Origin of the sequence: Cohnella sp. OV330, assembly GCF_900112065.1 — a bacterium.
Classification (GTDB): Bacteria; Bacillota; Bacilli; order Paenibacillales; family Paenibacillaceae; genus Cohnella.
The window spans coordinates 735,670-748,253 of the sequence record NZ_FOKE01000002.1 but is presented as its reverse complement, the minus strand read 5'-3'; the positions used below and the strand labels follow the sequence as shown (position 1 = coordinate 748,253).

Below are 12,584 nucleotides of genomic sequence, written 5' to 3'. Positions count from 1 at the left end.
GCGCTTTGTCGCTGGCGGGCCTATCATGCGGGGCGATTAGGATCGAGAAGGGGAGTTGAAGATAGCGATGATCAAGGCGGTCGTGTTCGACTTTGACGGGACGATACTGGATACGGAAACCGTGACTTACGAGGCGATGAACGGGATCTTCAGGGAGCGGGGACACGAGCTGCCGATGGATAAATGGGCCGGCGCGATCGGTACGCTGCACGGCTTCGACGCATGCGCGGAGCTGTCCGCATTCACCGGAGAGGAGATCGACCGCGCGTGGTTCGACGCCCGGTTCGGGGAGCTTTACGCCGGGATGGTGCACCAGGTTCCGCTGCTGCCGGGCATTCTGGACGCGCTGGAGGAAGCGAAGCGGCTGGGGCTCGCGGTCGGTCTGGCTACCAGCTCTTACCGCGCGTGGATCGAACCGCATCTGGACCGGCTCGATCTTCGCAGGCATTTCGACGCGATCCACACGGCGGACGACGTGGAAAAAGTAAAGCCGGATCCCGCGCTGTACCGGCTGGCCGCGAGGTCGCTTGGCGTGGAGCCGGGCGAGGCGGTCGCCATCGAGGATTCGCTGAACGGGCTGAGAGCGGCGAAGGCTGCAGGCTTGTACGGCATCGCCGTGCCGAACGCCATGACGGCCGGGCTCGACTTTTCCGAAGCGGATCTCGTCGTGCCGACGCTGGACGGGCAAAAGCTCGAGATGCTCGTGGCGCGTTGGAACGGCTAACGGGTTTACCGCAAGTAGCTAGCGGCTTTTAAATGTACGTACAAGTACGCCGTTATGCTATAATAGCTGCTATACGTTTTGCGCGAGGTGAACGGGTTGAATCCGCAGTACCCGAAGTATCAGCGGTTAAAGGAAGAGATCGCCTCCTGGATCGCCGGCGGCAAGTACCGCCCGGGAGACAAGTTGCCGTCCGAGAACGAGCTGGCCGATCAGTTCGGCCTTAGCCGCCAGACGGTCAGGCAGTCGATCGGCGAGCTGGTCAGCGAAGGCTGGCTGTCCCGCGAGCAGGGCAAGGGCACGTTCGTGGCCAAGCTCCAGGGCGATCGAAGAGGGCCAGGCGCGAACCGAATGGTCGGCTTGATCACGACGCATATCTCCGATTATATTTTTCCGTCCATCGTGCGGGGCGTCGAAGCCGCGCTTAAGGAGAAGGGCTATCGGCTGCTGCTGTCCAGCACGGAGGGCAGCAAGGAGAAGGAGCGGGAAAGCCTGGAGACGATGCTGTCGCAGGGCGTGTGCGGGCTCATCGTCGAGCCGACGAAAAGCGCGGAGGGCAACCCGAATTACGAGACTTTTATGGCGCTGGAGTACCACGGCATCCCGATGCTCATGATTAACGAGCAGTATCCGGATCTGGATTGGCCCTGCGTGAAGGTGGACGACGAAGCGGGCGGGGCGGTCGCCACGGAGCATCTGCTCGCGGCGGGACACCGCGCGATCGCAGGGCTGTTCAAGACGGACGATCTGCAGGGCGTGCACCGGATGAAGGGATTCGTCCAAGCGCATCGCGAACGCCGCTTGTCCGTACCGCCCGACCTGCTGGTTCGCTACCGGACGGAAAATCGCGATTCCAGGCCGCAGGAGGCGCTGCGCGAGCTGCTCTCGCGGCCGGAGCCGCCGACGGCGATCGTCTGCTACAACGACCAGCTGGCCGTATCGCTGCTGGACGTCATCCGCGAGGAAGGGCTGCGGGTCCCCGAGGACCTGTCCATCGTCGGCTTCGACGACTCGTTCCTCGCGACCGCGACCGAGGTGAAGCTGACGACCGTCTCCCACCCGAAGGCGGAGCTGGGCGAGCTCGCCGCGAATCTGCTGGTGACGATGCTGGACAAGGATGCGCTCGGCCGCGGCGAGGGTCATGTATTCGCGCCGCAGCTCGTGCTGCGCACGTCGTCGGCACCGCTGCAGCGATTTTAAGGAAGCGTTCAGGGCGATTTTAAGGAATCGTTCAGCCGGCGCTCATTTTCATTTAATGAGAAGGGGATATGATGAATTCAACCCCCCCATTGATATATAGGAAGACTTGGCCCGCAGCGATGCGGGCTTTTTTTTGCCCGGCGTTGCGTGTTTCGCGAAATGACGTTCTCTCTCGACACACATGTACGTACAAGTTATAATGTAAACGAACCCAAAGCAGACAGACGTAAAGTCAACCGGACGCTTATATGGCGCGCGGTCCGCCCCTCGCCTTCCATAACGAGAGTCGCGAATCGGCGCGAGGATACTCGAGGATATTCATTTTTACCTTGCAAAGGATGTGTGCGCGCATGCTGGAACGATTAAAAGCGGAAGTATGCCAGGCAAACGCCGAGCTGCCGAAGTACGGGCTCGTCACGTTCACTTGGGGCAATGTCAGCGGCTTCGACCGCGAATCCGGCCTGATGGTCATCAAGCCGAGCGGCGTGCCGTACGAAGAGCTTCGGCCGGAGCAGATGGTCGTGCTCGATCTTGAAGGCAACGTCGTGGAAGGCGATCTGCGTCCGTCCTCGGATACGCCTACGCATCTCGTGTTGTACCGCTCGTTCCCCGGCATCGGCGGGATCGTGCATACGCATTCGCCTTGGGCGACGATCTGGTCGCAGGCCGGTCAAGGCATCCCGGCGCTGGGTACGACCCAGGCGGACTACTTTTACGGGACGATCCCTTGCACGCGGGCGATGACGCCGGCGGAGATCGAAGGCGCTTACGAACACGAGACGGGCAACGTCATCGTCGAGGCGTTCCGCGGGATCGACCCGCAGCAGGTGCCGGGCGTGCTGGTGTACAGCCATGCGCCGTTCGCTTGGGGCAAGAACGCCATGAACGCGCTGCACAATGCCGTCGTGCTCGAGGAGGTCGCCAAGATGGCGTACCATACGCGGCAGCTGAACGCCGGCATCCCGTCCATGCAGCAGGAGCTGCTCGACAAGCATTATTTGCGCAAGCACGGCGCGAACGCGTATTACGGTCAGCCGGGCGATCAGCATTGAGCTAGCGGTAAGATGAATCGGCAAAGTGAATCTAACGGCATTATTGAGCCATCATACGAGGAGGTTCTATCATGAGCGCAAAATACGCCATCGGCGTCGACTACGGCACGCAATCGGGCCGCGCGGTGCTCGTCGACTTATCGAACGGCCACGAGATCGCGGACCACGTCACGCCATACCCGCACGGCGTCATCGACGAGAAGCTGCCGGTCTCCGGCATCGAGCTGGGCCACGACTGGGCGCTGCAGCATCCCGACGACTACCTGGAGGTGCTGCGCCAGTCGGTACCGGCCGTCCTGAAGGCGTCGGGCGTCGCGCCGGAAGACGTCATCGGCCTCGGCATCGACTTCACGGCCTGCACGATGCTGCCCGTGGACGAGAGCGGCACGCCGCTGTGCTTCCTGTCCGAGTGGAAGGACAATCCGCACGGCTGGGTCAAGCTGTGGAAGCACCACGCCGCCCAGGACGAGGCGGATCGCCTGAACGCCATCGCGGCGGAGCGGGGCGAGAAGTTCCTGCCTCGTTACGGCGGCAAGATCTCGTCGGAGTGGATGATCGCCAAGGTGTGGCAGATCCTGAACGAGGCGCCTGAAGTGTACGAGGCGACGGACCTGTTCACCGAGGCGACGGACTGGGTCATCTCGCAGCTGACGGGCGAATTCGTCCGCAACAGCTGCACGGCGGGCTACAAGTCGATCTGGCACAAGCAGGAGGGCTATCCGAGCCCGGACTTCTTCAAGGCGCTCGATCCGCGCCTTGAGAACTTGACGGCGACCAAGCTGCGCGGCGACATCAAGCCGCTCGGCACGAAGGCCGGCGAGTTGACGGCCGAGATGGCTGCGCTGACGGGCCTCAAGGCAGGCACGGCGATCGCGGTCGGCAACGTGGACGCGCATGCGGCGGTACCGGCGGTCGGCGTCGTGGACGAAGGAAAGCTCGTCATGGCAATGGGCACCTCGATCTGCCATATGCTCCTGGGCAAGGAAGAGGTCGAAGTCGAAGGCATGTGCGGCGTCGTCGAGGACGGCATCATCGAAGGCTACATGGGCTACGAAGCCGGGCAGTCGGCGGTCGGCGACATCTTCGAATGGTTCGTCGACGAAGCGGTGCCGGCGTACGTGAAGGAAGCGGCGGAAAAAGAAGGCGTCGGCGTGCACCAGTGGCTGACGGAGCGCGCGGCGCAGTATAAGCCGGGCGAGACGGGCCTCGTAGCGCTCGACTGGTGGAACGGCAACCGCTCGGTGCTCGTGGACACGAACCTGACGGGCGTCGTCGTGGGCTATACGCTGCTGACGAAGCCGGAGGAAATGTACCGCACGCTGCTCGAAGCGACGGCGTTCGGGACGCGGACGATCATCGACGCGTTCCACGACAACGGGGTGCCGGTCCATGAAGTGTACGCGTGCGGCGGACTGCCGCAGAAGAACGCGCTGCTCATGCAAATCTACGCGGACGTGACGAACCGCGAGATCAAGGTGGCGGACTCCAAGCAGACGCCGGCGGTCGGCGCGGCGATGTTCGGCGCGGTAGCGGCCGGCGCGGCGAAGGGCGGCTACGACAGCGTGGTCGACGCGGCGAAGGCGATGGCGCGCGTGCGCGAAGAGACGTTCAAGCCGATCCCCGAGCACGTGGCGGTGTACGAGCGGCTGTACGCGGAGTACCGGACGCTGCACGACTACTTCGGCCGCGGGGCGAACGACGTCATGAAGCGCCTGAAGGCGCTGAAGGAAGAAGCGTCGAAGTAAAGCGAGGCGCTCGGCAAAAACCGTATTCTCGGCCCCCCCTGGGGACGCGCGAATACGGTTCTTTCTTTATTTACGAGATTTTCGCGTGCCGGATCGCGGCTTCGATATAGTTTCGCAGCGTCTTGATAAAGGTCCGCATCGCATAGCCGACGTATCTGTCGCTGCGGTAGACGAGGCAGATGTCCTGGCTCGGCGTGGGCTGGATCAGTCGCAAGGTTCGTATGCCGTCTCGATCCAAGTTTTCCAAAAGCAATCGCGGAAGGACGCATGCGCCGAAGCCCTGTTCGACCATTTGCAGCAGGGAGGCCAGGGTGGTCGTTTCCAGATGCGGCTTCACGCGAAATCCCTGCTCCAGGCAGTATTGCTCGAGGAGCCTGCGGCATTGATGCTCGCCCGGGAACAGCACGAGCTTGAGCGACGACAGCTTGGCCAGCGGAACGGCGCTCTCGTCCGCCCATGGATGCTGCTTGTTCACGGCCAACGCGAATTCCTCGCGGAACAAGGGGATCGCCGTCAGGCGCTCGTCGGCGATCGGGCCGATCGCCACGCCGATATCAATGCTGCGGTCGAGCACTTGCTCGGTCACCTTCATCGTTTCCAGCAGCGACACCGAGACCTGCGGGTAGGTACGGTGAAAATCGAGCAGCAGCGCGTTGAACAGCAGGTCCGCGTCTCCTGGCAAAACGCCGATGGAGATCGCCCCGCCTTGCTTGTGCTTCAGGTCGGCGATGGCGTCGCCCGCCTGCCGCAGATGCCCCAGGACGGCCGTGCCATGCTCCCGCAGGATCGCGCCGGCGTCGGTGAGCGCGATTTTTCTGCCGACGCGGTCGAACAGCAGCATGCCGAGCTCCTCTTCCAACGCTCGAATTTGCTGGCTGATATTCGGCGCGCTCACGCCCATCCGCTCGGCTGCCCGAGAGAAGTGAAGCTCCTCGCAGACAGCCATAAAATATTGAAGCTGCTTCAGCTCCATCCCCGTTCCCGCCTTCCGGTCGCAGTAATCGATCTCGCAGTCCGTCATTTTATTTTCAACCGTGAACTTCGCTGATGTCAACGCCAGATCGTTAAGTTTCGCTTAACGATTCGATAAGGGCGGCTGCATTGATGGCGAAGGAGAACGGACGTAAACTGAGGTCAGATTCAGCCCCCACCCATTAAGCCGAGGAGGTATGATCCATGTCCCAGATTATCGTCGATTCCGCCAAGACCGTTCGCCGGTTGTCCATGGATGCGATCGAAGCCATTCCCGAATCGCTGTTCGACGTACGTCCCGAAGGCTTCAACAACACGATACGTTGGAACGTCGGCCATCTGATCTACTGGATGGATGCTTATCAATCGCTCTGCTTCTCAGCCGAGACGGCCATCCCGTCCTCCTACGCCGCTTTCTTTAACTCCGGCACGAAGCCCGCGGATTGGACCGGGACGCCCCCGGACAAAGAGGAACTCCTCGCGACGATGGCGCGTCAGCTAGCGTCCATCGACGAGATCGCTCCTGAAAGGTTGAACGAGCCGCTGCCGGCGCCGCTTCAGTTCGGACCGCTTACGTTCCACCTCGCCGGCGAGCTGTTCAACTTCGGCCTGATGCACGAGGCGATGCATTTGGCGACCTGCGGCAGCCTGGCCAAGGCATCGTCCGTCCAATAGCCGTCGTAGCGCGAGCCCGGACAAAAAAAACGGCAAACCCGCATGGGTTGCCGTTTTTTTTGTCCGATCGAGTGCTCCGAATCAACGTCCGCGCTCGTACCAATACCCCGTGACGCCGCGTTCCAGACGGAGGAGCGCCTCCAAGTAGTAATAGTCGCCCCAGATCGTGTAGTCGTCCGGCGAGATGCCGCCGCGCACGTGATAGGAGCCGCGGCGGATGAAGCCTTCGGCTTCGCCGTCGTCGCGCTCGGCGTAGCCTTCGCGCAGCGCGACGACGGTCGCCTTCGCCGCGTCGATGAAGCGCTGGCGCTCGGGATCGCTCTCGTCCAGCTGGCTCGCGATCTCAAGCAAACCGCATGCCGTGATGGCGGAGGCCGAGCTGTCGCGATACGTGGAAGGCACCTGCGGCACCTCGAAGTCCCAGTACACGACGCCGTCCTCCGGCACCCTGGCGAGGAAGTGGCGCGCCATGCGCTTCGCCGTTTCCAGCAGGTCGGCATTGCCGAGATAGCGGCTGTTCAGCGCGAAGCCGTATATGCCCCAGGCTTGGCCGCGCGTCCAGGTGCTGCCGTCCGTGTTGCCCTGATGCGTGCCGCCGCGGATGGCGTTGCCGTTCGCCGGATCGAAGTAGAACGTATGATAGCTGGAATCGTCGCCGCGCACGAGGAAGCGTCGGCTCTTCAGCGCGTGCGCTTCGGCGACGCGGCGGTATTCGGCGTCGCCCGTCTGTTCGCCCGCCCAGAGCAGGAGCGGCAGGTTCAGCAGGCAGTCGATGATGATGCGGCCGCCGTTGTCCGGATCGCCCTTCGGTCCCCAGGCTTGGATGATGCCGGCATCCTCGCGCCAGCGGCGCATGAGTACGTCGGCGGCTTCGAGCGCCAGCTTGCGCGCGGACTCGTCCTTTTCCACGATCCATTGGGCCTTGGCCGACAGCGAGTAAAGGAAGCCGATATCGTGATGATCCAGATTCGCGAATTGCGCCAGCCGGTCGCGGAAGCTCGCGACGGTCCGCACGGCGCCTTCGCGATATTGCTTGTCTCCCGTGTATTCGTAGCAGAGCCATAAAATGCCGGACCAGAAGCCGTCGGTCCAGTCGGTATTGTCGTTCAGCACGTACTTGTTGGAGCCGTCGCTGACATGGGGGAACCGGTCCCCGAACCGCTCGAGGTTGCGGGCGGTGATGCCGAGCGCGTCATTGATCGCTTGCTGCCACATATCGTATTGCCTCCCTGATCCGAAGTTCTTTTCAACCCCATTATATAGAGGAGACCTTCGGGCGAGTTGCGGGAGTATATGGCTAAGTTGCGGTCAAGGGGCCGCGCTGAAGCCCTGCTGCACGGTCCGGCGGAACGTCTCGGGACTCATCCCCTTGCACTTCTTGAACAGCTGGCAAAAGTGCGAGGCGCCGAAGCCTCCGACCTGCTCCGCGATCGACCGGATCGAATCCGAGGTCGAGCTGAGCAGCCTGCAGGCCTCGCGGATCCGGCGGGCGGTGATGTAGTCCCGGATGCTGCTGCCCGTGTGCTCCTTGAACAGGTGCGACAGGTAATAAGGCGACAGGTGCAGCTCGCCGGAGAGCGATTGAAGGTCGAACGGGCGCGCGTACCGCTCTTCGATCCAATCCATCATCCGGTCGATATGGAGAGAGCGTCCTTCTGCCTCGGGAGAGCCGTCGCGGCTGATATCCGGGAATGCCCGGTGCCGCAGCTCATGGAGCAGCGAGACGAGGAACAGCGAACGCTCTTCCTCCTTGTCCGGACCGGAAGCGCCGTAGAGCTCGTGGAAGTCTCGCAGCAAACCGGGCAGACGCTCCGACGTTCCGAGATCGCAGAAGGAGCGGGACAACAGGCCGCGCTTCAGCATCAGAAACCAGCGGGCGAGCCCGGGGTAAGGCGCAAGATAAGGTTCGACGATCCTAGGATCGAACTTCACCAGCGATCGGACGTAAGGCGCGCCGGGCACGGAGGGCACTTCGACCTTGTGGAGCTGGTAGGGCAGGAAAAGCAGCAACGTGCCGGGGCGGATCGGATAGCGGGCATCCTCTGTCATGGCTTCTCCCTGTCCTTGGTGGACATAGAGCAGCTCGATGCCTTGGTGGGCGTGATAGGCCAGCCAGTCCTGATCGTCCGTCGTCTGCCGATAGGAAGAAAAAAAAGCGTCCGGTCCCAGGTTTAACGTCACAATTCGATTCAAACGGCCCATCCCCCGTTTCCGCATTCATGATAGATTATACCATGTAAGGGTGAATAGGTTACGAAGCGCCGCGATTGATTACATAAGCGTATAGACCCGGAGGGAGTGCGAGAGATGACCGCGTCCAAACGAAAGCTAAGCGCCATTACCGGATTTTTATTGTCTTCCGCGCTGTTGTTGGCTTCCTCTGTGTGGCCGTACCGGGATACGGCCGTCGCCGCCGTCACGGCGGAAGAAGCGACGATTCTTCAGAGCAGCCTGAAGCAGAAGCTCGGCGCCCGCAGCGAGTCCTTTACCGTCGCGCTCAAGGGCAAGCTGACGACCGCCGAAGTGTCCAAGGCGTTCGACAGCGTCTTCGCCGCCGACGATTACCTGAAGTACGCCATCCGTTCTTATCGCTATACCGTCAGCTCCAACGGCACGACCTCCACGCTAAGCGTGAACATGAAGTATTGGGAAACCGCGGAACAAACCGCATACGTGAATACGCGTTCGAAGCAGATTCTCGCGTCCATCGTCACCAAGAGCATGAACGCGCACCAAAAGGTAAAAGCGATCCACGATTGGGTGCTGCTTCACGTCGCCTACGACCGCTCGCTGGTCCGGCATTCGGCTTACGACGCGCTGAAGAACGGGCTGACGGTCTGCCAGGGCTACGCCTCGCTTACCTATCGGCTGCTGACGGACGCGGGGATCCCCGCACGCATCGTCGAAGGCACCGTGAGCACGGGCGCGCACACGTGGAACCTCGTCAAGCTGGACGGCGTCTGGTACCAGCTGGACACGACGTTCGACGACCCGGTGCCGGACGTCAAGGGACGGACGACATACGGCTATTATCTCGTGACGGACACCGCCTTGAAGAAGGACCATATCTGGAAAGCCCTATATCCGCAAGCCGTCACCTCATACAAGAACACGCTTGACGCGCTGATGGCGAAGGACAAGACGCGCGCCGCGTTTTACGAAGACCTTCGCGAAGATATGGGGCTCGACTACCTGGATCCGTCCAAGTCCGTATCAACGGTCAAGGAAATCGCCGCGAAGCTTCGCGCAGCCGCCGCGGCCGGCCAGACGACGGCCAAGATGCGCTATACGTCCGAAGCGAAGCCCGATCTGGACGCGCTGCTCAAGCTCATGCCCGAGCTGTCGTCGGTCAGCTATACGATGGAATCGCTCGCGGGCGGAGAGGACGGAGACAGCATGCTGACCGTGAAGTTCAAGCTTCGTCAGTGAGGGCCCTCCGATTTGGAAAAAAGCTTGCCGATCCTGTATGATGCTTGCATGAGACGCTAGACGGGAGTGTTCATGTGAGTCGCAAGGTCGTTCTGCTGTCGCTAGCCATCGCCGCGGTCGCGTGCGCGCTGCTGTGGGTTAACTTTCACTATTTGAAAATCACGCCTAACACGCTGCGCGACTGGATACTTTCGTTCGGCTGGATCGCGCCGGTCGTCTACATCGGCCTATTCGTCGCCAGGCCGTTCGTGCTGTTTCCCGCATCGGTGCTGACGCTGGCTGGCGGGCTTGCCTTCGGCACTTGGCACGGTATGTTATACACGTTTTTAGGCGAGCTCCCCGGGGCGGTGCTGTCGTTTCTGCTGGCTCGCCAGGTGGGGATCGGCTTCTTCAAAGGACGGGACGATCCGCGCCTACGCAAGCTCGAGGCCGCCATGCAGCGCCGCGGCTTCCCGATGGTGCTCATGCTGCGGATCGCGCCGTTCGTGCCGTTCGATCTCGTCAGCTACGCGGCCGGCGTCGCACGAGTGCCGCTGCGGGCATACGTGCCAGCGACGGCGATCGGCACGCTGCCGGGCACCTTCGCCTTCTGTTTTCTCGGCGCCAGCCTGACGCGAGGCGACTGGCGGGAGATCGCGCTGGCCGTCGCGGCGTTCGGCGTCGCGATGCTCGTCCCGCTATTGCTGAAGCGCCGAGTAGGGCGCGAAGTCGGTTAAACGCGGGTCGCCGCAGTGTTTAGCTCATAACAAAAGGAATCGCACCCGTTAAGGTGCGGTTCCTTTTGCGTTGGCAGGGCTATTAAAAGTAAAAGAGACTAAGCGTGATCGTGCTGCCCGGGGTAATCGGCTGATCGAGCAAGGTCTGCGGAATGACGCGGCCATTGTAGCGAACCGTCAGTCCGATCGGTCCGCCGACCGGGATGCCGGCGACGCTGACGATGAAGCCGTTCGGTCCGAACTGTACCCTGCCGGTCGCGAACAGCGCCTGGCGCAGCGTCATGCCAGGGTAGAAGGTCACGTAGCTGGTGCCGGATATGTTCGGGAATCCGACGCCGCCCTGGACCGTTACGGCTACGAAGCTGGTCGGCTCAGGCAGCGGAACAGGAACGGGAATCGGCAGCGGAATTGGAATCGGAAAGGGGAACGGCCCCGGTCCAGGCGGGAACGGCGGTCTAGGAGGCGGAAACGGACCTGGTCCTGGCGGAAAGGGTCCAGGCGGAAACGGACCTGGTCCCGGCGGAAAGGGCCCAGGCGGAAACGGCCCTGGTCCAGGCGGAAAAGGTCCGGGCGGGAACGGCCCAGGTCCAGGCGGGAACGGCCCCGGTCCAGGCGGGAATGGTCCGGGTCCTGGAGGAAACGGTCCGGGCCCTGGGTGCGGTCCAGTTCCGGGACCCGGGTGAAACCCCTGTCCCGGCGGCCTCGGCGGCAGCAAGCCGCCTAAGTGAGCGCCGCCACCCGGTCCGTGCGCCCGCTGGTGTTCGGGCGTGAACCACCATGGGATTTGTCTCGCCGGGATATCCGGCTCGAAAGATTCCGATTGCGGGCTTTGCTTGACGGCGATGCCCGTCTTTTTCTTCGCGGGCGCCTTGGCGTGAAGCGTCGCTTCGCTCTTCGCTCCTTGCTGCCGTCGGGCTTGCTTGGCTGCCGGCTGCCCACGGTTCTGCCCTTTATTTGTCATGCACGTATTCCTCCTCGGCTGGGCGAATGTCGCTAAGGTACGATATGCGCCTGCCCAGAAGAAGGTGCGGAGGAACCCGGGGCAAAAAAAAGCGGGCCTGCAGCCGAAGCTGCAAGCCCAAAAGATATATTATTGAAAAGGGGGGTCATGTCTGTATTGTAACCGCCGAAGATGAAGGTAAGATGAAAGCTATATTACGATTGCGTTACAATCGATCCGACAGGCTGCAGAATCAGATCCGGCAGATCTCCTTGGGGCAGCCGGGACAGGTCGGACAATGACAGATTTCGCGCAGCGCGTTCAGTTGAAGCACGTAGATTCGGCCTTGTCGGATATCGATGATGCCTTCCTCTTTAAACCCGTTAAGCATGCGGTTCACGCTTTCGCGCGAAGTGCCGATCAAGTCGGCGATCTCCGTATGCGTCAGCTTGAGCGTGATTTTAATGCCTTCATCTGTGGCAATGCCGTACGTGTTGGCCATCCTGATCAAGGTCGAGGCGAGGGCTCCGGGCTTGCCGAACAGCAGCAGGTCGCGGAATTTGGATTCGCTCACGCGCTGCGCGATCGCCATCCAGTTCATGAATTTGACGGCGAAGTCCCCGTAGCGATACAGCAGAATCTCGAGATCTTTCCATTGCACGACGCCGAGCTCGGCTTCTTCCAGCACCTCTGCGCTGAACGTATGGACCGACGACAGCCCGTTCTCGGGCTCCCAGATCAAATCCCCCGCTTGCATGATCGACAGCGTGAAGTCCTTGCCTTCGTCCGTCGACTTCCGCAGCTTCACTTTGCCTGAGCGCAAGTAATAAAGCTTCCCGGCCGAGTCGCCCTCCCAGAACAGGGAGCTTCCTTTTTCCGCGCGTTTCGGATACATCAGCTCTTCGAGGCGGCCGAACTGATCCTCCGAAAAAAAGCGTCGAATGCCGAGCCCATTGTCCTGCTGCCGTTCCCCGGCCGCCTTCTTCTTTAATGCTTCTCCCATGACCGCATCCCCCATCCGATTCCCTTTGATGACTCCATCATAACGCAACCCCCGTCGGCCTTATATCGGGGAACCTCCTGATCTTGCGGCGGGAATTCCCTTATCTTTTTGTGATTATCGTCACAGCGCGG

The 12,584-nt window shown here is 61.7% G+C and carries 12 protein-coding genes; 7 read left to right on the top strand and 5 right to left on the bottom strand.

The window, feature by feature from the left end; genetic code table 11:
- Nucleotides 1–55 precede the first annotated feature (55 nt).
- The 4 genes from BM235_RS07050 to BM235_RS07035 all read left to right on the top strand — a co-directional run bounded on the left by BM235_RS07050 (nucleotide 56) and on the right by BM235_RS07035 (nucleotide 4,718).
- On the top strand, nucleotides 56–724 hold the full coding sequence (locus tag BM235_RS07050) for an HAD family hydrolase (protein ID WP_143106641.1): 669 nt from the start codon (nucleotides 56–58) through the stop codon (nucleotides 722–724).
- Between the two features lie 96 nt (nucleotides 725–820).
- On the top strand, nucleotides 821–1,921 hold the full coding sequence (locus BM235_RS07045) for a GntR family transcriptional regulator (protein WP_090110937.1): 1,101 nt from the start codon (nucleotides 821–823) through the stop codon (nucleotides 1,919–1,921).
- Between the two features lie 350 nt (nucleotides 1,922–2,271).
- A complete protein-coding gene (gene araD / locus BM235_RS07040) occupies nucleotides 2,272–2,973 on the top strand; it encodes an L-ribulose-5-phosphate 4-epimerase (RefSeq protein ID WP_090110935.1) in 702 nt (233 codons plus the stop codon).
- Between the two features lie 71 nt (nucleotides 2,974–3,044).
- Nucleotides 3,045–4,718 carry a ribulokinase gene (locus BM235_RS07035; RefSeq protein WP_090110932.1) on the top strand — a complete coding sequence of 558 codons (1,674 nt, stop codon included), beginning with the start codon at nucleotides 3,045–3,047 and terminating at the stop codon, nucleotides 4,716–4,718.
- Between the two features lie 70 nt (nucleotides 4,719–4,788).
- Here the strand turns inward: BM235_RS07035 and BM235_RS07030 are convergent, their stop codons facing one another.
- Entirely contained in the window at nucleotides 4,789–5,691 is a 903-nt protein-coding gene (locus BM235_RS07030) for a LysR family transcriptional regulator (RefSeq protein ID WP_090110930.1), read from the bottom strand.
- A gap of 203 nt (nucleotides 5,692–5,894) precedes the next feature.
- Here BM235_RS07030 and BM235_RS07025 point away from each other — a divergent pair, with 203 nt between their 5' ends.
- Complete coding sequence (locus BM235_RS07025) at nucleotides 5,895–6,365, top strand: DinB family protein (RefSeq protein WP_090110928.1); 471 nt, start codon at nucleotides 5,895–5,897, stop codon at nucleotides 6,363–6,365.
- A gap of 81 nt (nucleotides 6,366–6,446) precedes the next feature.
- On the opposite strand, the gene BM235_RS07020 is transcribed toward BM235_RS07025, so the two are convergent.
- Nucleotides 6,447–7,580: a glycoside hydrolase family 88 protein gene (locus BM235_RS07020; RefSeq protein WP_090110926.1), complete on the bottom strand. Its 1,134-nt coding sequence runs from the start codon at nucleotides 7,578–7,580 to the stop codon at nucleotides 6,447–6,449.
- 93 nt (nucleotides 7,581–7,673) lie between these two features.
- Nucleotides 7,674–8,558, bottom strand: a complete 885-nt coding sequence (locus BM235_RS07015; RefSeq protein WP_158543877.1) for a helix-turn-helix transcriptional regulator — start codon at nucleotides 8,556–8,558, stop codon at nucleotides 7,674–7,676.
- A gap of 114 nt (nucleotides 8,559–8,672) precedes the next feature.
- On the opposite strand from BM235_RS07015, the gene BM235_RS07010 reads away from it, so the two are divergent.
- Nucleotides 8,673–9,794 carry a transglutaminase domain-containing protein gene (locus BM235_RS07010; RefSeq protein WP_090110923.1) on the top strand — a complete coding sequence of 374 codons (1,122 nt, stop codon included), beginning with the start codon at nucleotides 8,673–8,675 and terminating at the stop codon, nucleotides 9,792–9,794.
- Nucleotides 9,795–9,868: 74 nt separating this feature from the next.
- On the top strand, nucleotides 9,869–10,510 hold the full coding sequence (locus BM235_RS07005; protein WP_158543878.1) for a TVP38/TMEM64 family protein: 642 nt from the start codon (nucleotides 9,869–9,871) through the stop codon (nucleotides 10,508–10,510).
- An 82-nt stretch (nucleotides 10,511–10,592) separates the two neighbouring features.
- On the opposite strand, the gene BM235_RS31980 is transcribed toward BM235_RS07005, so the two are convergent.
- Entirely contained in the window at nucleotides 10,593–10,811 is a 219-nt protein-coding gene (locus BM235_RS31980; protein WP_158543879.1) for a hypothetical protein, read from the bottom strand.
- Nucleotides 10,812–11,703: 892 nt separating this feature from the next.
- Entirely contained in the window at nucleotides 11,704–12,453 is a 750-nt protein-coding gene (locus BM235_RS06990; protein WP_090111112.1) for a Crp/Fnr family transcriptional regulator, read from the bottom strand.
- Between the last annotated feature and the right edge of the window lie 131 nt (nucleotides 12,454–12,584).